This window comes from Halomonas sp. HG01 (genome assembly GCF_000968715.2).
Classification (GTDB): domain Bacteria; phylum Pseudomonadota; class Gammaproteobacteria; order Pseudomonadales; family Halomonadaceae; genus Halomonas; species Halomonas halophila.
In genome coordinates this window covers 3,595,220-3,619,906 of the sequence record NZ_CP022134.1, presented here as the reverse complement: position 1 = coordinate 3,619,906, position 24,687 = coordinate 3,595,220, and the positions used below count along the sequence as shown (strand labels likewise).

22 protein-coding genes are annotated in these 24,687 nt (G+C 62.6%); 15 read left to right on the top strand and 7 right to left on the bottom strand.

The genetic code is table 11. The annotated features are described in order from the left end of the window. Positions 1-39: 39 nt before the first annotated feature. The 11 genes from UN84_RS17100 to UN84_RS17050 all read left to right on the top strand — a co-directional run bounded on the left by UN84_RS17100 (position 40) and on the right by UN84_RS17050 (position 11,763). Positions 40-429 carry a 5-carboxymethyl-2-hydroxymuconate Delta-isomerase gene (locus tag UN84_RS17100; protein ID WP_046079004.1) on the top strand — a complete coding sequence of 130 codons (390 nt, stop codon included), beginning with the start codon at positions 40-42 and terminating at the stop codon, positions 427-429. A 13-nt stretch (positions 430-442) separates the two neighbouring features. Continuing rightward, positions 443-1,951: a 5-carboxymethyl-2-hydroxymuconate semialdehyde dehydrogenase gene (hpaE, locus tag UN84_RS17095; protein WP_046079003.1), complete on the top strand. Its 1,509-nt coding sequence runs from the start codon at positions 443-445 to the stop codon at positions 1,949-1,951. Positions 1,952-2,081: 130 nt separating this feature from the next. Then, complete coding sequence (locus UN84_RS17090) at positions 2,082-2,957, top strand: fumarylacetoacetate hydrolase family protein (RefSeq protein ID WP_046079002.1); 876 nt, start codon at positions 2,082-2,084, stop codon at positions 2,955-2,957. Then, a complete protein-coding gene (hpaH, locus tag UN84_RS17085; protein WP_237022338.1) occupies positions 2,954-3,760 on the top strand; it encodes a 2-oxo-hept-4-ene-1,7-dioate hydratase in 807 nt (268 codons plus the stop codon). Before UN84_RS17090 ends, hpaH begins: the two co-directional genes overlap by 4 nt. Before the next feature lie 36 nt (positions 3,761-3,796). Next, complete coding sequence (gene hpaD / locus UN84_RS17080) at positions 3,797-4,660, top strand: 3,4-dihydroxyphenylacetate 2,3-dioxygenase (protein ID WP_046079001.1); 864 nt, start codon at positions 3,797-3,799, stop codon at positions 4,658-4,660. Between the two features lie 66 nt (positions 4,661-4,726). Further along, positions 4,727-5,533 (top strand): 4-hydroxy-2-oxoheptanedioate aldolase, encoded by an 807-nt coding sequence (gene hpaI, locus UN84_RS17075; protein WP_046079000.1) that lies wholly within the window; start codon positions 4,727-4,729, stop codon positions 5,531-5,533. Between the two features lie 13 nt (positions 5,534-5,546). Further along, complete coding sequence (gene gabD / locus UN84_RS17070; RefSeq protein WP_046078999.1) at positions 5,547-6,998, top strand: NADP-dependent succinate-semialdehyde dehydrogenase; 1,452 nt, start codon at positions 5,547-5,549, stop codon at positions 6,996-6,998. A 68-nt stretch (positions 6,999-7,066) separates the two neighbouring features. Then, the gene (gene hpaR / locus UN84_RS17065) at positions 7,067-7,501 is read left to right on the top strand and encodes a homoprotocatechuate degradation operon regulator HpaR (protein ID WP_046078998.1); all 435 of its coding nucleotides are present in this window, start codon (positions 7,067-7,069) and stop codon (positions 7,499-7,501) included. A 361-nt stretch (positions 7,502-7,862) separates the two neighbouring features. After that, positions 7,863-8,786, top strand: a complete 924-nt coding sequence (locus UN84_RS17060) for a LysR family transcriptional regulator (RefSeq protein WP_152662853.1) — start codon at positions 7,863-7,865, stop codon at positions 8,784-8,786. A 153-nt stretch (positions 8,787-8,939) separates the two neighbouring features. Then, positions 8,940-10,385, top strand: a complete 1,446-nt coding sequence (locus UN84_RS17055) for a sodium-dependent transporter (protein WP_202020704.1) — start codon at positions 8,940-8,942, stop codon at positions 10,383-10,385. Positions 10,386-10,407: 22 nt separating this feature from the next. Then, on the top strand, positions 10,408-11,763 hold the full coding sequence (locus tag UN84_RS17050) for a pyridoxal phosphate-dependent decarboxylase family protein (protein ID WP_046078997.1): 1,356 nt from the start codon (positions 10,408-10,410) through the stop codon (positions 11,761-11,763). Between the two features lie 368 nt (positions 11,764-12,131). Here the strand turns inward: UN84_RS17050 and UN84_RS17045 are convergent, their stop codons facing one another. Beyond that, positions 12,132-13,337, bottom strand: coding sequence for an OprD family outer membrane porin (locus UN84_RS17045; RefSeq protein WP_082090869.1), 1,206 nt, complete (start codon positions 13,335-13,337; stop codon positions 12,132-12,134). A gap of 285 nt (positions 13,338-13,622) precedes the next feature. Between UN84_RS17045 and UN84_RS17040 the strand changes: the two genes are divergently transcribed. After that, a complete protein-coding gene (locus UN84_RS17040) occupies positions 13,623-15,311 on the top strand; it encodes an arylsulfatase (protein WP_052719336.1) in 1,689 nt (562 codons plus the stop codon). Between the two features lie 174 nt (positions 15,312-15,485). On the opposite strand, the gene UN84_RS17035 is transcribed toward UN84_RS17040, so the two are convergent. After that, positions 15,486-16,283: an IclR family transcriptional regulator domain-containing protein gene (locus tag UN84_RS17035; RefSeq protein WP_082090868.1), complete on the bottom strand. Its 798-nt coding sequence runs from the start codon at positions 16,281-16,283 to the stop codon at positions 15,486-15,488. A gap of 449 nt (positions 16,284-16,732) precedes the next feature. Between UN84_RS17035 and UN84_RS17030 the strand changes: the two genes are divergently transcribed. Further along, a complete protein-coding gene (locus UN84_RS17030; RefSeq protein ID WP_046078994.1) occupies positions 16,733-18,229 on the top strand; it encodes an aldehyde dehydrogenase family protein in 1,497 nt (498 codons plus the stop codon). 124 nt (positions 18,230-18,353) lie between these two features. Here the strand turns inward: UN84_RS17030 and feaR are convergent, their stop codons facing one another. From feaR to UN84_RS17010, 4 genes are all read right to left on the bottom strand, one after another. Further along, complete coding sequence (feaR, locus tag UN84_RS17025) at positions 18,354-19,298, bottom strand: transcriptional regulator FeaR (RefSeq protein ID WP_046078993.1); 945 nt, start codon at positions 19,296-19,298, stop codon at positions 18,354-18,356. A gap of 160 nt (positions 19,299-19,458) precedes the next feature. Then, complete coding sequence (locus UN84_RS17020) at positions 19,459-19,980, bottom strand: cytochrome b (RefSeq protein WP_173835033.1); 522 nt, start codon at positions 19,978-19,980, stop codon at positions 19,459-19,461. A 68-nt stretch (positions 19,981-20,048) separates the two neighbouring features. Further along, positions 20,049-20,855 carry an aldo/keto reductase gene (locus UN84_RS17015; protein ID WP_046078992.1) on the bottom strand — a complete coding sequence of 269 codons (807 nt, stop codon included), beginning with the start codon at positions 20,853-20,855 and terminating at the stop codon, positions 20,049-20,051. Positions 20,856-20,862: 7 nt separating this feature from the next. After that, positions 20,863-22,299 carry an NAD(P)/FAD-dependent oxidoreductase gene (locus UN84_RS17010; RefSeq protein WP_052719335.1) on the bottom strand — a complete coding sequence of 479 codons (1,437 nt, stop codon included), beginning with the start codon at positions 22,297-22,299 and terminating at the stop codon, positions 20,863-20,865. A gap of 288 nt (positions 22,300-22,587) precedes the next feature. Between UN84_RS17010 and UN84_RS17005 the strand changes: the two genes are divergently transcribed. Further along, the gene (locus UN84_RS17005) at positions 22,588-23,523 is read left to right on the top strand and encodes a LysR family transcriptional regulator (protein WP_046078991.1); all 936 of its coding nucleotides are present in this window, start codon (positions 22,588-22,590) and stop codon (positions 23,521-23,523) included. 14 nt (positions 23,524-23,537) lie between these two features. Here the strand turns inward: UN84_RS17005 and UN84_RS17000 are convergent, their stop codons facing one another. Further along, on the bottom strand, positions 23,538-23,921 hold the full coding sequence (locus UN84_RS17000) for a winged helix-turn-helix transcriptional regulator (protein WP_046078990.1): 384 nt from the start codon (positions 23,919-23,921) through the stop codon (positions 23,538-23,540). 205 nt (positions 23,922-24,126) lie between these two features. Here UN84_RS17000 and UN84_RS16995 point away from each other — a divergent pair, with 205 nt between their 5' ends. Further along, entirely contained in the window at positions 24,127-24,594 is a 468-nt protein-coding gene (locus UN84_RS16995) for a nuclear transport factor 2 family protein (protein ID WP_046078989.1), read from the top strand. The last annotated feature ends 93 nt before the right edge of the window (positions 24,595-24,687 follow it).

Genomic DNA, 24,687 nt, shown 5'->3' with positions numbered 1-24,687 from the left:
TCTAAGTCGCCGTCCCCAACTGTCAGGAGGAGCCAGGTCTTGCCGCATCTGAGAATCGAATACTCGCCCGGGCTGGCCGAACGCGCCGATATCGATGCCGTCTGCCGGGCCGCCTACACGGCGATGAAGGAGGCGGGCATCTTTCCGCTGGCCGGCATCCGCGTGCGCGCCTTCGCCGCCGACCACTGCATCGTCGCCGACGATCTGGCCGACAACGACTTCGCCGCCCTGACCCTGTCGGTGGGCGCCGGACGCGACAAGCCGGCCCTGCAGGCCGCCGGCGATCGCATCTTCACGGCCGTCCAGGCCACCCTGGCGACGCCGCTGGCGACGCCTCACTTCGCCCTGTCGCTGGAGATCCGCGTCATCGACCCGGACCTGAGCTGGAAGGACACCCCGATTCACGCCCGACTCTCGAACCATCAATAAAGGAAGGAACACCATGAGTACGCTGAACGACAATCTGTCACGCGCCGAAGCCTACCTGACACGTTTCCGCGAAGAGGGCGTGTTGAACCACATCGACGGCGAGTCCGTGCCGTCCGCCTCCGGCAAGACCTTCGAGACGCTGTCTCCGGTCGACCTCAAGCCCCTGGCCACGGTCACCCGCGGCGATGCCGGCGACATCGACCGCGCCGTCGCGGCCGCCAACAAGGCCTTCAAGACCTGGAGCAAGATGCCAGGCAAGGAGCGTCGCGCCATCCTGATCCGGGTCGCCGAGGCGATCGAGGCGCGCGCCGAGGAGATCGCCTTCACCGAGTGCCTGGACACCGGCCAGGCCCTGCGCTTCATGGAGAAGGCCGCGATTCGCGGTGCCGCCAACTTCCGCTTCTTCGCCGACAAGGCGCCGGAGGCCGAGGACGGTCAGGCGCTGCGCAACGCCAACCAGATGAACGTGACCTCGCGTCGTCCGCTGGGGCCGGTGGGCGTCATCACGCCCTGGAACACCCCGTTCATGCTGTCGACCTGGAAGATCGCCCCGGCGCTGGCCTCCGGCTGCACCGTGGTCCACAAGCCCGCCGAGTTCTCGCCGATGACCGCCAAGCTGCTGGTCGAGATCGCCGAGGAAGCCGGCCTGCCCAAGGGCGTGCTCAACCTGGTCAACGGCTTCGGCGAGGACGCCGGCAAGGCGCTGACCGAGCATCCGGACATCAAGGCGATCGCCTTCGTCGGCGAGAGCCGCACCGGTCAGATGATCATGGCCCAGGCCGCGCCCACCCTGAAGCGCTTCCACTTCGAGCTGGGCGGCAAGAACCCGGTCATCGTGTTCGACGACGCCGACCTGGAGCGCGCCGTCGACGCCGCCAGCTTCATGATCTACTCGCTCAACGGCGAGCGCTGCACCTCTTCTTCCCGGCTGCTGGTTCAGGACTCGATCTACGAGGACTTTACCCGTCGCGTCGCCGAGGTGGCCAACAACATCAAGGTCGGCCACCCGCTCGACCCCGAGACCGTGGTCGGCCCGCTGATCCACCCCGAGCACGAGGAAAAGGTGCTGTCGTACTTCGCCAAGGCGCGTGAAGAAGGCGCCACCATCGCCGCCGGCGGCGAGAAGGTCGGCGAGGAAGGCTGCTTCGTGCGCCCGACCCTGTTCACCGATGCCACCAACGACATGACCGTCGCCCAGGAAGAGATCTTCGGGCCGGTGCTGACCGCCATCCCGTTCAAGGACGAGGACGAGGCCCTGCGCCTGGCCAACGACACCCAGTACGGCCTGTCCGCCTACCTGTGGACCAACGACCTGAACCGGGCCATGCGCATGACCGACGAGCTGGAAGCCGGAATGATGTGGGTGAACTCGGAGAACGTCCGCCACCTGCCGGCCCCGTTCGGCGGCGTCAAGGCCTCCGGTATCGGCCGCGACGGCGGTGACTGGTCCTTCGACTTCTACATGGAAACCGTCAACGTCGCCTTCCCGCGCCAGGTCCACCAGGTGCCGAAGCTCGGCTGATGCCCCGCGAGCCCCGGGCAGACGCCCGGGGCACAGCGCCCCGATCCGACAGGCCGCTGCCCGAAGGCAGCGATCTCGGCAATACTGACAGCGGCGACTCCGGCTTCGACGGATCGCCAGGAGAATGCTCATGACCCGCTCCATCCCCGCCCGTCTCGCGGCCTTCCACGCCAACGGCGCCGACCGCTACGGCGTGGTCACCGATGACGGCATCATCGACCTTACGCCGGAATTCGGCCAGCGCTTCCCGGGCCTCAAGGACGTCATCGAGGCCGGCGCCCTGGACGAACTGCTCCACGCCGCCGAAGGCCGCGCCCCCTCCTATCGCGAGGAGGACGTGACCTTCCTGATCCCGATCGCCAACCCGGAGAAGCTGCTCTGCGTCGGCGTCAACTTCCCCTCGCGCAACGAGGAATACAAGGACGGCCAGGCCGCCCCGAGCAAGCCGTCGCTGTTCATCCGTTTCCCGCGCAGCTTCGTCGGCCACAACGAGAACATCGTGCGCCCGCCCGAGAGCGAACAGCTCGACTATGAAGGCGAGGTGACCATCGTGATCGGCAAGGGCGGCCGCCGCATCGCCCGCGAGAAGGCCTACGAGCACATCGCCGCCCTGACGCTGTGCAACGAAGGCACGATTCGCGACTGGGTGCGTCATGCCAAGTTCAACGTCACCCAGGGCAAGAACTTCGATGCCACCGGCGCCATCGGTCCGTGGCTGGTGCCCTTCCGCTCGGCCGACCAGCTGGACGACATCGAACTGACCACCCGGGTCAACGGCGAAGTGCGCCAGCAGGACCGCACCTCGCGGATGATGTTCGACTTCCGCTACATCGTCAGCTACGTCTCCACCTTCACCACCCTGGTGCCGGGTGACGTCATCGTCTGCGGCACGCCCACCGGCGCCGGCGCCCGTTTCGAGCCGCCGATCTGGCTGAAGCCCGGCGACATGGTCGAGGTCGAGGCCGAAGGCATCGGCAAGCTGGTCAACGGCGTGGAGGACGAATGATGACCCTGACGCCCGATCAGGTCGCCTCGGCCGCCGAGGCGCTGCTCGCCGCCGAGGCGACGCGCGAACAGATCGGCCTGCTGTCGCTCGCCCACCCGGGCATGACCCTGGATGACGCCTATGCCATCCAGGCCGCCCAGATGGAGCAGAAGCTCGCCCAGGGGCGGGAGATCATCGGCTGGAAGATCGGCCTGACCTCCAAGGTGATGCAGGATGCGCTCGGCATCGACACCCCCGACAGCGGGGTGCTCTACGACGACATGCGTTTCGACGACGGCGCCACCATCCCCGAGACGCGCTTCATCCAGCCGCGCATCGAGGCCGAGATCGCCTTCGTCATGAAGGCGCCGCTGGAAGGCGAGGTCACCCGCGAGGACGTGCTCGCCGCCACCGACTACGTGGCGCCGGCGATCGAGATCCTCGATACCCGGGTCCTGCGCAAGGATCCCGACACCGGCCGGCCCCGCGCCATCTTCGACACGGTATCGGACAACGCCGCCAACGCCGGCATCGTCATGGGCCGGGAGCGCCACGCCCCTGATGCCTTCGACCTGCGCTGGGTCGGCACCATCGTCAAGCAGAACGAGGCGGTGGCGGCGACCGGCCTGGGCGCCGGCGTGCTGGACGACCCGGTCACCGGTCTGATCTGGCTGGCCCGGCGCATGGCCACCTATGGCCAGCGGATCGAGGCCGGCCAGGTGGTGCTGTCGGGCTCCTTCATCGGCCCCATCGAGTGCCCCCCGGGCACGGACATTCATGCCGACTACGGCCCCTTCGGATCGGTGCGCCTGCACTTCGCGTGACCGCGGCCGCTCAAGCCACAACCTTGGAGACACACCATGGGTGAAGTCGTTCTGGCAGCAAAAATCACACACGTGCCGTCGATGTATCTCTCGGAGCTGCCCGGGAAGCACCAGGGCTGCCGTCAGGCCGCCATCGACGGGCACAAGGAGATCGGCCGCCGCGCCCGCGAGCTGGGGGCGGATACCGCCGTCGTGTTCGACGTCCACTGGCTGGTCAACAGCGGATTCCATGTCAACGCCGGCGAAAGCTTCGAGGGCATCTACACCAGCAACGAGCTGCCGCATTTCATCAAGGACATGGAATACCAGTATCCGGGCTGCCCGGAGCTGGGCGAGGCGATCGCCGCCGAGGCCAACGCCGCCGACGTGCGCACCCTGTCGCACAACATCCCCAGCCTCGAGCTGGAGTACGGCACCCTGGTCCCGATGCGCTACATGCACATGGACGTGCCCGAGGATCAGCGCTTCAAGGTGGTCTCCGTGGCGGCCTGGAACGCCTGGCACCGCCTGGAGGACAGCTTCACCTTCGGCGCCGCGGTGCGCCGCGCCATCGAGAAGAGCGACCGCAAGGTGCTGGTGCTGGCCTCCGGCTCGCTGTCGCATCGCTTCTCCGACGATCGCGATGCCAGCGATAACCTCCACAACTGGACGCGCGAGTTCGACCGCCAGGTCGACATGCATGTCGTCGAGCTGTGGAAGCAGGGGCGCTTCAAGGAGTTCTGCGCCATGCTGCCGGAATACGCCCAGCACTGTTACGGCGAAGGCGGCATGCACGACACCGCCATGCTGCTCGGCCTGCTCGGCGGCGAGGACTACGACCAGCCGGTGGAGGTGCTCACCGAACCGTTCGGCAGCTCCGGTACCGGCCAGATCAATGCCATCTTCCCGCTGCCCCGGTAACCCTCTCACCCCTCGACACCGCGCCTGACGGTCTCTAGGCCCGTCAGGCGCCACCAGGAGTTCGTGATGCAGATTCCCGCCAATCGCTTCAAGCAGGCGATCGCCGAACAGCATCCCCAGATCGGCCTGTGGCTGGGCCTGGCCAACGGCTACTGCGCCGAGCTGGCCGCCAACGCCGGCTTCGACTGGCTGCTGCTCGATGGCGAACACGCCCCCAACGACCTGAACAGCCTGCTCGCCCAGCTCCAGGCCGTGGCCGCCTACCCGGTCCAGCCCATCGTGCGCCCGCCGGTGGGCGACACCGCCCTGATCAAGCAGTACCTCGATCTCGGCGTCCAGACCCTGCTGGTGCCGATGGTCGACAGCGCCGACCAGGCCCGGGAGCTGGTGCGCGCCATGCGCTATCCGCCCGAGGGCGTGCGCGGCGTGGGCAGCGCCCTGGCCCGGGCCTCGCGCTGGAACAGCATCCCCGGCTACCTGGACCAGGCCGACGAACAGATGTGCCTGCTGGTACAGATCGAGAGCCGCGAAGGACTTGAGAACCTGGATGAGATCGCCGCCGTGGACGGCGTCGACGGCGTGTTCATCGGCCCGGCCGACCTGAGCGCCTCTCTCGGCCATCGCGGCAACCCGGGCCACCCGGACGTACAGGCCGCCATCGAGGACGGCATCGTCCGCATCCAGCGGGCCGGCAAGGCCGCCGGCATCCTCTCCGCCAACCGCGAGCTTGCGCAGCGCTATCTGGATCTGGGCTGCCTGTTCGTCGCCGTGGGCGTGGATACCAGCCTGCTCATGGGCGCGCTCAAGGAACTCGCCGGCGCCTTCAAGGACACCGCGGCGCCCGACACCCCCTCTCGCGATAGCGTTTACTGAAGGAACCCCGACCGTGCAACTCAACGATTCCTCTCTGCTGCGTCACCAGGCCTACGTCGACGGCCGCTGGGTCGACGCCGAGAACGGCGAGCGCTTCGCGGTGACCAATCCCGCCGATGGCGCCACCATCACCGAGGTCGCCCGGCTGGGCGCCACCGAGACCCGCCAGGCCATCGACGCGGCCAACGCCGCCCTGCCGGCCTGGCGCGACCAGACCGCCAAGACGCGCGCGGCCGTGCTGCGCCGCTGGTTCGAGCTGATCATGGAGCACCAGGAGGACCTCGCCCGCCTGCTCAGCTGGGAACAGGGCAAGCCCCTCACCGAGAGCCGCGGCGAGATCGCCTACGGTGCCAGCTTCATCGAGTGGTACGCCGAGGAGGCCAAGCGGGTCTACGGCGACGTGATCCCCCACGACAAGGCCGGCCGCCGGCTGGTGGTGATCAAGCAGCCCATCGGCGTGGTCGCGGCCATCACCCCGTGGAACTTCCCGGTCGCCATGATCACCCGCAAGGCGGGCCCGGCACTGGCCGCCGGCTGCACCATGGTGCTCAAGCCCGCCTCCGAGACCCCGCTGTCGGCACTGGCGCTGGCCGAACTGGGCGAGCGCGCCGGCCTGCCCGCCGGCGTGTTCAACGTGGTCACCGGCCGCGCCAGCGAGATCGGCGGCGAGCTGACCGGTAACACCACCGTGCGCAAGCTGTCGTTCACCGGCTCGACCGATATCGGCAAGCGGCTCATGGCCGAGTGCGCCGGCGACATCAAGAAGCTGAGCATGGAGCTCGGCGGCAACGCGCCCTTCGTCGTCTTCGACGACGCCGATCTCGACGCCGCCGTCGAGGGAGCGCTGGCCTCCAAGTTCCGCAACAGCGGCCAGACCTGCGTCTGCACCAACCGTCTCCTGGTCCAGGACGGCGTCTACGAGGCCTTCTGCGAGCGGCTGGTCTCGGCCGTGAAGCGCCTCAAGGTCGCCGCTGCCGAGGACGAGTCGGCCCAGCAGGGACCGCTGATCAACGCCAAGGCGGTCGACAAGGTGCGTCAGCACATCGACGACGCCATGAACAAGGGCGCCCGCCTGCTGTGCGGTGGCGACTCGCACGCCCTGGGCGGCGGCTTCTTCGAGCCCACCGTGCTGGGCGAGGTCACCCCCGAGATGCTGGTCGCCGACGAGGAAACCTTCGGCCCGCTGGCGCCGGTCTTCCGCTTCTCCACCGAGGAAGAGGCCGTCCGCCTGGCCAACGACACCCCGTTCGGGCTGGCCTCCTACGTCTATACCCAGAACCTCGGCCGCGCCTGGCGCGTCGGCGAGGCCCTCGAATATGGTATGGTCGGCATCAACGAGGGCATCATCTCGACGGAAGTCGCGCCCTTCGGGGGGATCAAGGAGTCAGGCCTCGGCCGCGAGGGCTCCCACTACGGCATCGAGGACTATCTCGAAGTGAAGTACATGTGCCTGGGTATCCACTGACCCCCTTGGCTCATCGGAGCCGGCGCGATCGCCGGCTCCGCTCTCATCGCAAGGATTCCGCAACACCCATGCCCAGACCCGCTCCCTCGCTGACCCTCGCCCTGCTCCAGGCCCGGGAATCCGCCATGGGGTTCTTTCGCCCCCTGCTCAACCACTACGGCCTGACCGAGCAGCAGTGGCGCGTCATCCGCATGCTCAAGCAATCGCCGGAGAGCACCCTGGAGAGCCGTGAACTGGCCGATCTGGCCTGCATCCTGCGCCCGAGCCTGACCGGGGTGCTGGTACGCCTGGAAAGAAACGGCCTGGTCCGGCGCTGGAAGCCGGAAACCGACCAGCGCCGGCTGTGCGTCACGCTCACCGACCAGGGCGAAGCCCTGTTCGACGAGATGAGTGACGAGATGGTGCGTCAGTACAAGCGCATCCAGCAGGAGCTGGGCGCCGACAACTACAAGACGCTGATGCAGCTGCTGCGCAAGGTGCAGGACCTGCATCCCGAGGAATAGCCGACCTATTCTTAGCGCTCACCCCGCCGCGGACTCGAGTCGCCGCGGCAGGGCTAGCGCCGTGTGTTCAGACGCGCAACGGGAGCCGTTATCTACCAAGGGCCCAAAAAGTTTCTATCGAAGACATATCCATCACCCGGCCTAAATCGCGATGAAGCGCTCCCCATAGGGCTAGGAACGTGGCCAACGGTTTCGGCGACAGCATCGGCAAACGCCTGGCTGAGGCTGAGCACCCAGTGATAACAATACCTTTTCCCTACACGAGAAGAGCAGCGGGCCCCAAAAGCTGAATGCATGCATAATCACACTGAACTACCACCTATTGAGAGCCATAACAAAACCGATTCGAAAGGAGTTCATCGTGGAGCGTATTAATCTAAACTTGTTGCGTGCACTGAATGCACTTCTTGAGCATCGCAACGTTACACGTGCTGCAGAAAAGTTGAACATTTCACAATCGGCCATGAGCCGACAGCTAGGGCAATTACGGACCTATTTCGATGATGAAATCCTGATAAGAGAAGGGGGAGATTATCTTCTTAGCGCGCTCGCACAAGAACTAAAACCCAGCATCCAATCAATCGTTAGCCAAGTCGACAACCTTCGCAATGAAACTCAAAAAGAGCCAGAAAAATATCAAAGAAGCTTTACCTTCTCAAGCACAGACTATGTTGCAAACTTCATATTTCCAGACGTCATCAAGGCAATACAAGCGAAAGCACCAGGGATTGACATCCATTACCGTCAATGGCAACCAGACTGGATCAACCAACTAGGATCATTGCCTATCGACTTCGCTTCGACCATGACATCCGCGCCACCAGAAAACCTCTATGGCATCCACCTTGGACAGGATCATCCAGTCGTGCTGATGAAAAAGAGCCATCCACTTTCTTCGATGAGCGATATTTCATTACCCAAGCCCCTAGAGTTCCCATTTATACGAATTACCGCAGGCGGAGACAAGGATGGTTTTTTTGATACACACCTGGAGAAAAAGGGCTTGAAGCGAAGAGTGGCTGTTGAGACCCCCTTCTTCACATCCGCCTTCAATATTTGCGAAAGCTCAGAAATGTTAGTTATTGTCCCGAGGCATATCGCAGAGAACGCAAGAAAAATACATGCTGTATCTTGGCGAGAGTTGGGCATGGATGATTTACCCCAACACGAATATTACCTTTTGTGGCACAGCATTCATCACCACGACCAAGCTCACCGATGGCTGCGCGAGCTCATCGCCGAGATCATGGAAGATTCCATCTTCTCCCCACAGGGCATGCAGTGACTGCATACCAATCAGAATTTTTTTTCATTTCCGCTGCTGCATCACCCTTCTCATACTAGCTCTAGCGTCAGAAAGCCCTCTTGCTTCCTGATGCGGCTTTAAAAGATACAAACCTCAAACATCTGATAAAGCTGCCTGTGACTTGGAGGCAACGTGGTGTTTCAAGATGCCACCGCCTTCATATTTAATAACAAGGGCATGAGTTCGTCTATGAGTACAAAAAACGCGACCACTTCAGGGTGGAAAGCTGGAGACCGATCTCCAAAAATCTGGAAAGGAAAACTGACTTTCATCATGGCGGCGGCCGGCTCAGCAGTCGGACTGGGGAACTTATGGAAATTTCCCTACATCGCCGGAGAGAACGGAGGTGGTGCCTTCGTACTGGTCTACCTGGCATTCATACTATGCTTTGGGATACCACTTCTGGCTGCGGAAATAGGTATCGGTCGCTCTACGCGAAAGAATGCCTATTCCGCCTTTGACTCACTAGCGGAGAAAACAGGCGCTAACAAGCACTGGAAGAAAGTTGGCGGCTTGGCCATATCTACCAGCTATCTGATTCTTTCATTCTACACCGTTGTTGCAGGATGGTGCCTCTACTACTTCTACATTAGCGCAACGGGACGCTTCAACGACCCAGCTCAATCCTTTGACAAAAGCTTCACGAGCGGCATCTTCGAAGCATTATTAGCGTCCCCGATTTCCTTGATCATCTTCAGCACCATCTTTCTTGGCATGACCTACGCCATCGTTACCTCAGGCGTTGTAAAGGGCATCGAGAAAACCATAAACTGGCTGATGCCTTCTATGATGCTGATGCTAACGGTACTGATCGGCTACTCTGCGGCGGTAGGAGATTTTGACGCGGCAGTCGAATTTCTTTTTATGCCTGATTTCAGCAAGCTAACACTCGATTCAATTATCATAGCTTTAGGCCATTCCTTCTTCACCTTGAGTCTCGCTTCGGCTGCCATGATTACGTATGGATCCTATATGCCGACCGATAACTCTATACCAAAAACAGCCTTCGCAGTTGCAGGTGTCGATATTCTTGTAGCATTGACAGCTGGGCTCGCAATCTTCCCTCTGGTTTTCAAATATGGACTTGAGCCGGGCGCAGGTCCTGGATTGATGTTCATTTCTCTCCCGCTGATTTTCAACGACATGCCATACGGCCAACTATTTGGCTCCGCCTTCTTCTTCATGATGTTCATTGCTGCACTCACCTCAGCTATTTCACTGATGGAGCCAACAGTGGCATGGCTGGAACAACGTTTTAATTGGACACGAAACAAGTCTGCAGCATTGACCACCTTAAGCCTATGGGTTGTCAGCCTTGGCACGGTTCTCTCATTGAACGAATGGGATTCGCCGATATTTTTCGGCAAAACACTTTTCGATGCGCTTGATTATCTTACGGCTAACGTCTTCATGACGGCAGGAGCCCTGGCCACCGCCATTTTCTGTGGTTTTTGCCTAAAACAAGAGCAACTGGAAGTCATGTTTGGAAAAGGTAGCCTTGCCATACCCTCATTCAAATTTACCATGCGGTATCTGGCCCCGCTATTTGTCGCCACACTAACACTAGCCTCTATTTAACCTCGTCAGACAGGAGAAAAAAATGCCTATTGAAAAGCACAGCATCAACATACTTGAAAAAGCCGTCACAAAACTGAGCGATGGTTTTCAAGGCTTACCACCCTACCAGATGGAGTATGACAAGAAGCGTGCAGAAGAAACGCTTCTGAAGGTGGCTGAGAAAATGTGGGACAACTATCCATATCCCCACCCGCAATATGCCGGTCAAATGCTGAAACCGCCTCATCCCGTTGCGCGCATGGCGTACATGCTGGCCACTTGGATAAATCCGAATAACCATGCCCTGGATGGCGGAAAGGCCAGTTCTGCGATGGAAAAGGAGTCGGTAGCCAAAATAGCCGGAATGTTTGGTTGGAGGCAGCATCTCGGCCACCTGACAGGAGGTGGCACTCTTGCCAACCTGGAAGCTCTCTGGGTTGCAAACAACATCCACCCCGGAAAAACCATCGTTGCATCGTCACAGGCACATTACACGCACAATCGGATCTGCGGTGTGCTACAAATACCGTTCAAGTCCGTGCCTGTCGATGACGATGCCCGCATGGATAAGCAAGCGCTCGAAGAGATGTTGCAACAAGGCGACATCGGCACCGTCGTCGTGACACTCGGCACCACTGGCGTGGGATCCGTGGACCCCCTACCCGAGATACTGACCCTGCAAGAGAAATATGGATTCCGAATCCATATTGATGCTGCTTACGGGGGCTACTACTGTTTAGCCAACAACCTTGGCGAATCAGCGACGGAGGCATATTCACTCCTTCACAAGGTAGACTCCATCGTCATTGACCCTCACAAGCATGGCCTACAGCCTTATGGGTGCGGCTGTGTACTCTTTCAGGATACGGAGGTTGGCAAGTTCTACAAACACGACTCGCCATATACTTATTTCAGCTCAAATGAGTTACACTTGGGCGAAATCAGCCTGGAGTGCTCCAGGGCAGGTGCCGCGGCAGTCGCCCTTTGGGCGACGCTAGAGATGTATCCTTTGGAGAGGGGAGGTGAGTTCGCCACAGGCTTAGAGAAGTGTCGACAGGCTGCGTTAGTACTATACGATCGCCTGGCAAATGATGATCGCTTCGTCACCCCCCTCGTACCAGATCTAGACATCGTCATCTGGGCACCGAAAGCAGTGACAACAAGCGAAATGTCGCGCTTGTCTAAACTTGCGTTCGAGCGGGCAGAAGAAAAAGAGCTGCACTTGGCGACTTTCAGCTATCCATCCCATCTGATCAAGAAAGCATTTCCTGAGGTGGAGGCCGATACGGAGCATACCATCTGTATGCGGTCCTGTCTCATGAAACCCGATCACTTGGAATGGGTTGAGCCTATCTGGAGCATACTGGACCAGGTCCAGAACGAAATCTCCATCACCTAAGTTATCGGGAACGACAGGGGAGCTGTCAGCTCCCCTGCACAAAATCCCGCCGGAAAAGTGTACCAAATCATAGAGAACGGGCCCGTCTGAAGAATCGTTGTTCGCCCTCCTCATTATCTCACCCGTACCTGGTCCCCGGCGCGCTATCCTCATAGTTAAACAGACACAACTACTCGGCAGACAAAAAAGCTAGACGTCCTGCCCGGTTAGCTTCGTGCGTCGGAAATCCCTATCAGCTAGGTGTTTAGTCCCGGAGGGGCAGCGGCCAACCTGGCACTTGCCGCTCGCCTCGCACCAGGGATGCTCGAGTGACAAGCACTGGCAACGACAACAGCTGAGCCACCGAGCAGGCTCAGCTTCGTGGTGCGTCAGAAATCCAGTGCATACTGGGCAATCAAACGAACATCCTCCAGCTCGCCCACCCCGCCAATGGTCACATCGGCATACCTCAGCTGAAACGACAGCCCTTTCGCCCATCCTTGCTGTACCTCATACATCGCTTCGAGGTTGAACTCCTTGTCCTCCAGCGTCTCCCCCGCGGAGGAGTAGTCACCTTCGGTGTAGCGCGTCATCAGGCTCAGGCCCGGGACCCGAGAAGGCGCATAATCCACTCGAAACTGCAACGACTCCTGCTGCGGGTTGTAAAAGTCGAGGATCTGCACGGAATTATTAGTCCAAAGAACCGACCTGTCATTCTCGAACCCATCCCAGCTAGGCTCGTAGAGATCATCCCCGACCCCCTGATAAGACACCGAGTAGGTCACATCCTCATGCGCATAGCTGACCGCCAGGCTGCTCAAATAGGTATCCAGCTGCCCATCAGGGCCGGTCGCGTCTGCCAGGTTCGACTGATCGCCGATTCCCTTGGCCATGTAGTGATGCAGATCGAATGACAGGCGGTCTTCTCCGAGAGGAATACCATAGGATGCATTGAAGTACGTCTGGCGCTTGGCATCCTTCAACTGACCATGCGCCAGGTGAACGCTCAGTGCATCATCGAAGCGATACGTCCCGCCCACAATGGCAACGCCATCATCATCCTCGGTATAGCTTTCAAAGCTATCATTCCCGGCCCTGGACACAGCCGTGCTGTAGATCCCGTACAGGCTGGCACTGCCGAGCTGAGCATCCATCTTGAAGGCTTCACGAGTGCTGGGCTCGGAGCGGCCGGCGGTATCGATCAACAAGGGCGATATCACGCGCATACGCCCCAGACGAAATTCGAGATCGTCTACCGGCCTTATCTTGATATTGGCCTGCCCTATCTTGCTGAAACCGTTTCCGTCATCGTCCAGCAAAGGCAGTCCGGCCGTATTCTTGTCGGCGTAGAGTTTTGAAACGGAATACACGGACGCATCAAAGCCGAGAAAGCCTCCATAATAAGCCGACGTATAATCGACTTTTGTCGTGAAACTCGCCTCCTCGCTATCTTCCGGACCAAAATGCCTGTCCACTTGTCCATAGTGGGTCCGGAAGGTCAATGCGAGATCGCCACTCTCGGAATATGCCGGAGAACCGGCAAGGCTTCCAAAGGCAAAAAGAACGGAACAACCAAAAGAACCAGGCCGTTTCATCAAAAAGCTCCGACAGGTTTATTGTAATTAAATGACGCATTCAATTGAAAATGCGCCCATCGCGAGCATCATGATGACAAAACCCGAAACCGGCAAACACCGATTGCACATTGTGAAAAACATCTTCTCACGCCCCTCATGCCGCTCCTCGAGAGCATCTTGCACATTGTGAAAAGTCCTGTTTTACAACGCCATTCCTGCTGCTATATATTCCACTACCCCCTTCTCACGAGCCTGTTTGCACGTGACAAATCCAACAATATTGGTTCTGGCAGGAGTTGCTAAATGAGAAAGACAACACGTTCCAAACTTGCGCTGACCACCTCTTTTGCCCTGTCCGCCACGATGATGTTCAGTCAGTCTTTCGCCGCTTCAACTGACCCTGACCACCCCAATATCCTGCTCGTGGTAGCCGATGACATGGGGTTTGCTGACCTTGGAAGCTATGGCAGTGAAATCGAGACACCCAATCTCGATTCTCTGGCCAGTTCCGGCATACGCATGACCAACTTTCACACCACACCAGCCTGCTCGCCGACCCGGGCCTCGCTGCTGACCGGCGTTGATCCGCACAAGGCAGGGCTTGGTAACATGGCCGAAGAGCTTGCCCCCAACCAGGAAGGCCAGCCCGGTTACGAAGGGCACCTGAACGACCGGGTCGCCGCTCTTCCAGCCCTGTTCAGGGATGCCGGCTACAACACCTATCTAACCGGCAAATGGCATCTGGGCAAGGAAGAGGGAAGCCGACCGACTGATCGTGGCTTCGATCACTCGTTTTCACTTCTGGTGGGCGGTGCCAGCCACTTCTCTGACATGAAGCCGTCTTATGCACCGTCTCCTGACATCAAGGCACCCTATGCCGAAGACGGGGTGCTATTGGATGAGCTTCCCGACGACTTCGAATACTCGTCACAGTTCTACGCCGACAGAATGATCGAGTACATCGACGCCGATAAAGACAGCAATGCGCCCTTCTTCGGCATGCTCAGTTATACGGCCCCCCACTGGCCACTTCAGGCACCGGAAGATGCCATGGAAAAATATCGTGGCCGATACGATGCCGGTTACGATCAAATATTCAACGAACGGCTGGAAGCACAGAAATCGATGGGGCTGATACCGGCCGATGCCGAAGGGGCCCCGCGTCCTCCCAAGGGACGCCCATGGGAAAGCCTGAGCAGCGAAGAGCAGAAAGTCGAATCTCGGGCGATGGAAATATACGCGGCCATGGTGGATGAGCTTGACGCGCATACCGGGCGCGTTTTCGATTACCTGAAACAGAACGATCTATACGACAATACCATCGTCATTTTCATGTCTGACAATGGTGCCGAAGGGCACGACCTGGACGAGACCTGGCCGGCCGACCTGTTCCCGGAAATTCGCAGGGTGATCGACGAAACCAACGATTTCAGCTATGAGCAGATGGGTCGTGTCGGTTCCTACACCTTTTACGGCCCGAACTGGGCCTGGGCCGGCTCACCGGTATTCAACCTGCACAAGGGCTTTCCGACCGAAGGCGGCACCCGCTCCATCGCCATCCTCAAAACGCCCGGTCTGGAAGGCGGAGAAATCAACGACAGCCTCACCTCGGTCAAGGACATAGCACCGACACTGCTGGAGCTGGCAGGTATCGAGCATCCCGGCACCGAATACAAGGGCCGCGAGATCGCGCCGATCACCGGCACCTCGTTGCTGCCGGTGCTGTCGGGCAATGCCGAGGTCGAGGATCGCGTGCTGGGCGGCGAGCTCTTCGGCAAATATTATATTCGCCAGGGAGACTGGAAGCTGGTCATGATGCCCAAGCCGTATGGTGACGACGAGGTCCAGCTGTTCAATCTCGGCGAGGACCTTGGTGAACGGCATGACCTGAGCCAGGAACATCCGGAAAAGCTGGCCGAGATGCGCGCTCTGTGGGAGCAATATGCCGAGGAGAACGACGTCATCATCCCGAACTGGGTCAGCGGCTACTGATCCATCAGGCCGAGCCACACCATCTCCGCGTTCTTGACGCTGATACCACCCACCTCAGCCCTGACCACCCTTGGCCAGGGCTGTTTTCTGTTCTTCCTGCCACCCGCAGCCTGATGGGATTCAGACACACTCGGGCACTTCAGGCGACCTCATGATGTCATGGCCTGCACATTCTCAGTAAAGTTCATGCTGCAGGATCTTATCAGCAACCTGATCGGCAACGGCTCTGAGTTTGGGTAGAAGCTCCTTTTCCAGATGTTCGGGGGCGACAAGGGCTTCAAACCAGATCAGGCTGATACAGGCCTGCACCTCTTCCATGACCATGACCGGAACGGCGGCGGCCCTTACCTGATAGGTCTTGCTGTCGTCAGGACCTCCCCGATACCGCTCGTCGCGAACGCCATAGCCTCTCTCGCGCGTTTCCTGCAGTATCCTCTGCACCCATGGCTCATCGATTGCCAGCCTATCCTCGGGGCTTTCACTCTGGCGCAAACGCTTGAGAATAGCGGCCTGATCGGCAGGATGGCTCCAGGCCAGGTAAGCACGCCCCACGGCGGACTGCAGCATGTTGGGCCGATATCCCATGAACCCCTTGTTGATAAACAGGGGGGACTGACGCCGTGTGGTTTCGATGATCTCCATGCTCTTGCCATTGTAAATCGCCAGATCCGAAGGCCATATCACCTCCTTTTGAAAGGCGTCCAGGATGGGGGAAGTCACGTACGCCAGCTCATTCTGGGGTTGGACATGCCCCCCTAGCTCATGCATCTGATAGGTGAGGCGATATCGTTGATCTCCTAATCCACGATATACCCATCCCTCCTCCATCAGCGTCACCAGAATACGTAAAATGGTCGCGCGATCCAGCTGCGTCATGCAGTGCAACTGATTGAGACTCAGTGCACCGCCATGCTGGTTGAATGCTTCGATGACCCTGATGGCCCGAGATATGGAACGAATTTTTTTTGGCATTGAAAAAGCGCTCTAAAGTATGGCGACAGCGGGATGCAACCTGGGGAGGCCGCCGCCATCCTGATGTCACTGGCGCAACAGCATCCAATCGCCATCCATGACACCCAGCATGTTCATCGCCATTTATAACCAATAAGCCAGCCAACAATGACTGGCCGCGCCCCCATTCCCTGACGGCGGTTTTATCGCAGCGGCTCTCGAAAAATCCCTTCACCCCATAATGATAATGGTCATCAAGATATGGCATTGAACGCTGCTGCCATCATGCTTGACCCAGAGTGCCTCCGGCCGTGGGAGCCACCTCCCCGGCATCGCGCCTGCTGCCTGGCAGACAGGGACATGTGCCTGGCAGTCAAGTACAAGCCCGTGGCGCCGGCCAGTGCTAGCGTTGGCTCGGACATGACCGACCCACGGCTCCGAGCCGTCGTTCTCTGCAAGAGGCATCCACCATGACCGACTTCCCGATCGCACCGCTCCCCGAGGTCGATGCTTTCCTCTCCCGGGCCACCGGCTCCTTCATCGACGGAGATTACCTGACCGAGGGCGAACGTCAGGCTCAACCGGTCAACCCCGCCACCGGTGAACCACTGGCCAGCCTGGCCCTGGCGTCGACCGCCGACGTCGACCGTGCCGTGGCGGTCGCCAAGGCCCGCTTCGACGACAAGACCTGGCGCGGCAAGAAGCCGGCCGAGCGGGAGCGCATCCTGCTGCGCTTCGCCGATCTGGTCGAGCAGCACACCGAGGAGCTGGCACAGCTCGAGACCCTCAACCAGGGCAAGTCGATCAATCTGACCCGCGCGGTCGACGTCGGCTTCTCGGTGGATTTCATCCGCTACATGGCCGGCTGGGCCACCAAGCTCGAAGGCAAGACCACCGACGTCTCCATCGGCATGCCGGAAGGCGCCGAGTTCCACGCCTACACCCTGCGCCAGCCGATCGGCGTGGTCGCCGGCATCGTGCCCTGGAACTTCCCGCTGATGATCGCGCTGTGGAAGATCATCCCGGCGCTGGCGGCGGGCTGCACGATCGTCGTCAAGCCGTCCACGGAAACGCCGCTGAGCGCCCTGCGCCTGGCCGAACTGGCGCTGGAAGCCGGCATTCCCAGCGGGGTCGTCAACGTCGTCGTGGGTGGCGGCTCCACCGCCGGTCAGCGCCTGGCGGAGCACCCCGACGTGCGCAAGGTGACCTTCACCGGCAGCACCGATATCGGCAAACGCATCGGTCACGCCGCCGTCGACCACATGGCCCACTTCTCGCTCGAACTGGGCGGCAAGAACCCCATGCTGGTGCTCGAGGACGCCGATCTGGACAAGGCGGTGGAAGGGGCCCTGATGGCCGGGCTGCTCAACCAGGGCCAGGTATGCGCCGCGGCCTCGCGCTTCTACGTGCATCGCCGCCAGTACGAGGCCTTCTGCGAACGCCTGCACCAGGCGATCAGCGGCATGTCGCTGGGGCCGGGCCTGGATCCCACGGCACAGCTCAACCCGGTGGTCTCCCAGCGCCACCAGCAGAGCATCCTGAGCTATCTCGAGATCGCCGAGCGCGAGGGCGCCCGCGTGCTGCGCGGCGCCGCAGCGCCGGATGACACCGGCTACTACGTCTCGCCCGTGGTGCTGGCCGACGTCACCCAGCAGATGACCCTGGCCCGCGAGGAGGTCTTCGGCCCGGTGCTGTCGGTGATCCCCTTCGACGACGTCGACGAGGCGCTGGCCATGGTCAACGACAGCGACCTTGGCCTGGCCGCCAGCCTGTGGACCAACGACCTGTCGCAGGCCATGCGCCTGACCCCGGAGATCGAGGCCGGCACGGTATGGGTCAACACCCACGTCACCCTGGACCCGAACATGCCCTTCGGCGGTGTCAAGCAGTCCGGCATGGGCCGCGAGTTCGGCCGCGAGGCGGTCGAATCCTTCACCGAACTCAAGTCGGTGTGTATCGCCTACTGATCATCGATTGGACGTGACTCGGCTTCGCGTCACCTTGCGCCCGATGTGCCCTGTGGCATCGGGCGCTTTTTTGTCGCCGGCCGGCATCGACGCATCCTCCCGGGCACGCCGGGCGATCCGCGCGTCAATGCAGGCTATGGTGACGGCGGTAGTCCCGCGGCGACATGCCGTGAGACTTCTTGAAGGCGCGGCTGAAGTGGGCCGAATCGGTGAAGCCCCAGTGGTAGGCGATCTCGGTGATCGAGTGCCGCGCTCGGCTCGGGTCCGACAGCGCCTCGGCACAGCGCGCCAGGCGCTGCCGCTGGACGTAGCGGCAGACGCTGTCGCCGTGGTGCTCGAACAGCCGATACAGCCGACGAACGGAGATGTGCAGCTGCTCGGCCAGGAAGGACGGCGTGAGACGCTCGTCCTGCAGGCGCTGCTCGATCAGCTGCTGGGCACAGCGATAGAGCTCCTCCCCCTCCGCCGGCGCCTCGGTGACCGCGTCGGCGTCGTCCCGACAGGTCGGCGCCAGCAGGGACAGCAGCGAATCACGCAGGCCGATGCCATCTTCTTCGGTCAACGGCTCGCTCAGCTGCCGGGATACCACGCGATTGACGATCAGCTGCAGGATCTGACCGCTGGCATTGCCGGTGTTGAGCTTGCCGAACGGCACCCGGCGATCGGCGAAACGCTCGATGACGGCATCGCGAGGCAGGTGGAAGGAGCTGTGCTCGATGAAGCCTTGGGGCAGGATCTCGCAGTCACGCGCCGAGTCCAGCAGGGCCATCTCGCCCGGCAGCATGTCGATGGTGCGCCCCTGCTGGATGAGGCGGGCACGCCCCTGACGCTGCACGATCAGGAAGCAGTAGCGGTCCTCCTCACGGTCACTGCACGGCCGCTCGCGAACGATGCGCTGCGCGTTGGTGGTGATCTCGGCAACCTCGAGGCTGCCGGCGAGCCGTGTGCCGACCGAGCCGTGGAAGGGCATGTCATCGGGCAGAGGGCATGACTCGAACTGGCCGCAGGTACGTTGCAGCTCGGCGAGCCAGGCGGAAAACGAATCTTGATGGGGATGGGCAGAGATCACAGGACCTCCTGTCAGGTGGCCGCGTCGGTATCATTTTTTATTAACATGTTATTAAAACATAGCGCCACCGGACTCGGGGGTCAATCGCCCCTTTCGTCGAGCCCCGGGGCACACCGGCCCCGGCGGAGAGACAGCAGAACAGGCACGGCCGGCGCTCGCCCTACAGCATCCGCTCGAGGGTGTCGTCACGCCGGCCGAAATGGTGGAACAGGGCGATGCCGACATGCCCGAGGATCAGCACGGACAGCATCCAGGCCAGCGGCGAATGGAGGCTGCCGAGGCCGGCCGCCCAGGCGATCTCTTCACCCTCCGGCACGATCTCCCAGCCGAAGGCGCTCAGACCGTAGCCACCGCCCAGCATGATCAGCACGCCGGACAGCGGCATCAGCAGCATGCCCGCGAAGAGCAGGCCATGCCCGGCCTTCACCAGCCGGGCGGTAGCCGGATGCTGGCGCGGGCGATGGCGGCGCTGGCCGATGACCCAGAAAAGACGCAGCACGATCAGGCCGAGCAGCAGGGTCCCGATGGAGACGTGCCAGGGCACCAGCGTCTGGCCGATCCAGTGCTCTCCCTCGGCGATGCGGTCGCCGAACTTGAGCAGCTGCCAGGCGATCAGCGCCGTCATCGACCAGTGAAACGTCTTGCTGACGCTGCCATAGCGTTGCTTGGAATCGTGAATCATGGGTACCTCTAAGGGTCGGTTGGGTCATCGTGGCCGCCGATGCCATCGGGCGGCCCTGGAGAAGGCCCTTATCGATCCCAGGTCGGGGCCAGATTGGCCGGGCTGAGGATGCGCCCCTGCGGGCGCGCCAGGCCGTCGATCATGGCCATTTCCTCGTCCGACAGGGCGAAATCGAAGATGGCGGCATTCTCCGCGACCCGCTCGGGGCGGGTGGTGCGGGTCAGGGGCACGTCCCCCTTCTGATGCACCCAGCGCAGGACCACCTGGGCCGCGTTCTTGCCGTGGGCCGCGCCGATGCGGGCCAGCAGCGGGTCGCGGGGCACCGCGCCCATGGCCATCACGAAGAAACCGGTCAGCGGCACGCCGAGCGCGTGCGCCCGCTGGCGCAGCGTCGACTGATCCAGATAGGGATGGATCTCGACCTGGTTGGTCGCGATCGGCGCCTCGCTGACCTCGACCGCGCGGGCCAGCTGGGTCGCATTGTAGTTGCTGACGCCGATATGACGCGTCCAGCCCCGTGCGCGCGCCTCGTTCAGCAGCTCGATCTGGCGCTCGATGGGCATGCCGTGGCCGGGCCAGTGCACCAGCAGCAGATCGACGTGATCCAGCGCCAGCCGGTCGAGGCTTTGCTCGACCGAGGCCAGGAAGTGCGTCTCCGAAAAATAGCGGTTCATCACCTTGGTGGTGACGAAGACCGCGTCGCGCGCCATGCCGATGTCGCTCAGGGCACGGCCCAGTGCCGCCTCGTTGCCGTACAGCTGGGCCGTGTCGAAGGCGCGAAAACCCGCCTGCCAGGCGGCGGGGATCAGCCGGGCGACCTGCCGGTCGTCCAGCTCGTCGAGGCCGAAGCCGATCGGGGGAAGCAAGGAATCCATCAGCACCTCAGTGTCGGAAGGTCAGGTCGGAGCCGTCGAAGAAGCGGTCGTAGCGGTAGATCGCCGGATCGACGGTGGGTGTTTCGCCGGCGATGATCTGGGCCATCATCTCGCCCGCCGCAGGGCCGACGGTCAGGCCGTTGCCCGAGAAGCCGCTGATCAGCGACAGTCCCGGCAGGCGGTCGACGGCGGAGATGATCGGCGTCGAATCCGGCGTGGCATCGATGACGCCACCCCAGGACTCGATGGGCGCGGACGCCCGGAAATCCGGGAAGGCCTCGCGCAGGGCCTCGAAGCGGCGATCCAGCTCGTCCTGGTACGGCTTGGCCGAGAGAAAGCGGTTGCGCTCGAAGGGCGTGACCTCGTCGCTCGACCAGTGGGTCGGCATCCGCAGCGACTCGAAGAAGTCCTGCCCGAAGCGCATGGTGACCAGGCCCGACGCATGACGCAGCGTGGGCAGGAAGCTCAGCAGCTCGGTGAAGCTGGCCCGCGTCACCGGCGCCACGTTGCGCAGCGCGCCCACCACGTAATTGCCATCGATCTGGCGCCGCCAGGTGAAATCGGGCGCATAGCCCGCACCGTCGGGGCCCTGCGCCCCGGTGACGCGCATCAGCGGCGAGGCGATGCCCAGCTGGGGGAAGGGCACGCCCAGGTTGCCCAGGAACAGCCGGCTCCAGGCGCCGCCGGCCACGACCACGTTCGAGGTCCGCACCACGCCCTGCTCGGTGACCACATGACGGATCGCGCCGCCCTCGGTCTCGACGCTGCGCACGGCGCAGCGCTGGATGACGGGTACGCCCTTCGCCTGCAAGGCACGGGCGATCCGCGGCGCCGCGATGGTCGGCTCCGCGATGCCGTCCGAGGGCGAATAGAGCGCGGCCTGGTAGGCCTTGCCCGCGCCGGGGGTCAGCCGCTCGAGCTCTGCGCCGGACACGAGCCGCACGTCCATGTCGGGGGCCCGCTCCTTCGCCTCGGCCAGCCAGGCCCGCTGGCCCTCCACCGCTTCCTCGCTCTCGAGGAGCGACAGGTTGCCGGTGCGGCGGTAACCGATGTCGCGCTCGTTGGCCCGGGCGAAGTCGGCCCACAGCGTCTTCGAACGATTCGCCAGTTCCAGCTTGTCCGGGTGCCAGCCCGCGCTGTAGATCCAGCCGAAGGCCCGGGAGGATTGCTCGCCCGCGACCACGCCCTTCTCCAGGACCACGACGGACAGCCCCCGATCCCGCAGCGCGTGGGCGGTGGAGAGCCCCGCGATGCCGGCGCCGACCACCACGACATCCGCCTGGACGGGCAGCGACCCGGAGGCGCCGACCGTCTCGGCGCGGGGCAGGTCGGCGCCGCGACGCCAGCCGCCATCGGCGGTCAGAAAGGCGCCGGTACCGGCGCCCAGGCCGAAGGTGGCCAGCCCCGCCCCGGCACCCAGCAGGAAAGATCGTCTGGTGACCATGTTGCATACTCCTTCATGTGCGGTGCCCGAGGGCCCGCTTCGGCTATGGATGGGATGGGGCGAGAGGGGCGTGACGCCGGCATGCCGGAGGGCTCGCGCTCGCTCGGCGAAGGCGGAACGTCATTGCCGCCGGAGGGATCGGCGCCGGGCGCCGCCATGGCCGACCGCCTGGCGGCGTGACGGCGCGGGAAAGGCCACCATGACCCGCCCCGCCCAGCATGGGGACTGGGCCAGGCGCGCAGCATGCATTAGTTTCTGCACACACATAAGACGCCGGGAATGGAACCCATGGTTAACGATCTGACAACTCTTGGCGGGGCCCTCGAGGATATCCGCGCCTTCTGTGCCGTCGCCGAGTTCGGCACCATCTCGGCCGCGGCGAGGCAGGTCGGTGAAAGCAAGGGCAGCATCAGTCGCCGGCTGTCGCGCCTGGAGCAGCGCCTCGGGGTCGCCCTGCTGGCGCGTGCACCGCGGGCGGTCTCGCCGACGGAGGAAGGCCTGGCCTTCTATGCCAAGGCACAGGAGGCCCTGGCCTGGCTGGACGATGCGGCGGAAGGCGCACGCCAGTCCCAGGACGTGCCCCAGGGCCATCTGCGGGTGACGTCGCCGGTGGATATCGGCCTCGAGCTCATGCCGGAGATCATCGCGGCGTTTCGCCGCCGGCACCCGCAGATCACCGTCGAGCTGCTGATCACCGATACGCCCCTGGATCTCGCGGCGCATCGCATCGACCTCGCGCTGAGGGCACAGGACGGGAACCTGCCGGACATGGTCTATCGGGCCTCGTCGGTCGCGCCGTTCCGCATGGGGCTCTATGCCGCGCCGGAGTACCTGGCGGCGCATGGCCATCCCGTCGACGCCCCCGATGCGCTGGCCGAACACCACCTGATCGTCTCGCACGAGTTCACGGGCGCCACGCAGCTGACGCTCACGGATCGCCGCGGGCGGTCACGCGAGCTGAGGATCCGCCCGGTCATCCGCACCGGCGACTACGCCAGCGTGCTGCGGCTGGCGCTGGCGGGGGCCGGCATCGGCCCGCTGCCCGACCTGGTGGCCGCCGCACACGCTGCCAAGGGGACCCTGGTCCCGGTGCTGGCGGACTGGAGCCTGTCGGAGGGGCGACTCTATGCGATCAGCCTCGGCGGCCAGAATGCTCCCGCGCGGGTGCGGGTCTTTCGCGAGTTCGTGCGCCAGTCACTGAGCGCCGGCGGCGGCCTCGACTGAAGCCGCCGCCGGCGTCAGGCCGGCTCGCGCTCGGCCCGGTAGCGAGCGCGAGCGGCGACGATGGTGCGGTGATGGGCCTCGGCCCAGTCCACCAGCTGCTGCATCGGCTCGAGGAAGGAGCGCCCCAGGGGCGTCAGTGCGTACTCCACGCGCGGCGGCACCTCGGCGTAGAGCGTGCGGGTGATGAAGCCATCCTGCTCCAGCTGCTTGAGCGTACGCGAGAGCATCTGCCTCGAGATATCGCCGATCTCGCGCCGCAGGGCGTTGAAGCGCAGGGTCCCGGGGGCCAGGGCCTCCAGGATCAGCAGGCTCCATTGATCGCCGATGCGGTCGAGCACGTCGCGAATCGGGCAGGGCTGTTCGAGCACGATCGCATCGTCGTCGGACGGCGTTGTCATGGTATCTCCCTCAACGAGTGGTTCAGTGGCAGGAGAACGGCCCAAAGGTCATCTCGATGTGACCATGTCAGGAGAAGATGACGTCTTGCGCCGGCCCCGGGGCTGGCCTAAGTTTAGCCCACGGTCCACTTTATAGACCAATAGCCGGCGAGCCGCCGGCCGTGCCTCCCTCCCTCCCCACCACATCACATCACGAGGAACTGCCATGTCGATCCTGAAATCCCTGAGTGCGGCCGCCACCGCGCTGCTGCTGACCGCACCGGCCGCCGTCATGGCGCAGCCCGATCGCGATGTCGAGGCCGAGGAAGCCAACCGGGCGCTGGTCACCGAGTTCTACAACCAGTTCTTCAACGAGCACGAGACCGTCGAGAGCGCCGGCGTGATCGCGGAGGACTACATCCAGCACAACCCGGGCGTGCCCGACGGCAAGGCGCCCTTCGTGGACTACTTCGCGGGCTACTTCCAGGATAACCCGGACTACCAGAGCGAGATCGTGCGCAGCGCGGCCGATGGCGATCTGGTCTGGCTCCACGTCCACTCGACCAACGGCGAGGAAGACCTCGGCGAGGCCGTGGTCGATATCTTCCGCGTCGAGGACGGCATGATCGTCGAGCACTGGGACGTGATCCAGCCGGTGCCCGAGGAGTCGGCCAACGAGAACACCATGTTCTGAAACGCATGACGCCGCCGGCCCGGCCACGATCGCATCGCGCGTGGCCGGGCCGGCCGAGCTGTCGAGAGGCGCCGCAGGGCGCCGATCGAGGAA

Bases quoted from the DNA above. Each gene is read 5' to 3' on its own strand.
- UN84_RS17090 (WP_046079002.1), top strand. From the start codon at position 2,082: ATGACCCGCTCCATCCCCGCCCGTCTCGCGGCCTTCCACGCCAACGGC.
- hpaD (WP_046079001.1), top strand. From the start codon at position 3,797: ATGGGTGAAGTCGTTCTGGCAGCAAAAATCACACACGTGCCGTCGATG.
- UN84_RS17005 (WP_046078991.1), top strand. From the start codon at position 22,588: ATGGTTAACGATCTGACAACTCTTGGCGGGGCCCTCGAGGATATCCGC.
- UN84_RS17020 (WP_173835033.1), bottom strand. From the start codon at position 19,980: ATGATTCACGATTCCAAGCAACGCTATGGCAGCGTCAGCAAGACGTTT.
- hpaE (WP_046079003.1), top strand. From the start codon at position 443: ATGAGTACGCTGAACGACAATCTGTCACGCGCCGAAGCCTACCTGACA.
- hpaH (WP_237022338.1), top strand. From the start codon at position 2,954: ATGATGACCCTGACGCCCGATCAGGTCGCCTCGGCCGCCGAGGCGCTG.
- UN84_RS16995 (WP_046078989.1), top strand. From the start codon at position 24,127: ATGTCGATCCTGAAATCCCTGAGTGCGGCCGCCACCGCGCTGCTGCTG.
- UN84_RS17040 (WP_052719336.1), top strand. From the start codon at position 13,623: ATGAGAAAGACAACACGTTCCAAACTTGCGCTGACCACCTCTTTTGCC.
- UN84_RS17035 (WP_082090868.1), bottom strand. From the start codon at position 16,283: ATGCCAAAAAAAATTCGTTCCATATCTCGGGCCATCAGGGTCATCGAA.
- UN84_RS17030 (WP_046078994.1), top strand. From the start codon at position 16,733: ATGACCGACTTCCCGATCGCACCGCTCCCCGAGGTCGATGCTTTCCTC.
- hpaR (WP_046078998.1), top strand. From the start codon at position 7,067: ATGCCCAGACCCGCTCCCTCGCTGACCCTCGCCCTGCTCCAGGCCCGG.
- hpaI (WP_046079000.1), top strand. From the start codon at position 4,727: ATGCAGATTCCCGCCAATCGCTTCAAGCAGGCGATCGCCGAACAGCAT.
- UN84_RS17010 (WP_052719335.1), bottom strand. From the start codon at position 22,299: ATGGTCACCAGACGATCTTTCCTGCTGGGTGCCGGGGCGGGGCTGGCC.
- UN84_RS17000 (WP_046078990.1), bottom strand. From the start codon at position 23,921: ATGACAACGCCGTCCGACGACGATGCGATCGTGCTCGAACAGCCCTGC.
- UN84_RS17045 (WP_082090869.1), bottom strand. From the start codon at position 13,337: ATGAAACGGCCTGGTTCTTTTGGTTGTTCCGTTCTTTTTGCCTTTGGA.
- UN84_RS17050 (WP_046078997.1), top strand. From the start codon at position 10,408: ATGCCTATTGAAAAGCACAGCATCAACATACTTGAAAAAGCCGTCACA.
- UN84_RS17015 (WP_046078992.1), bottom strand. From the start codon at position 20,855: ATGGATTCCTTGCTTCCCCCGATCGGCTTCGGCCTCGACGAGCTGGAC.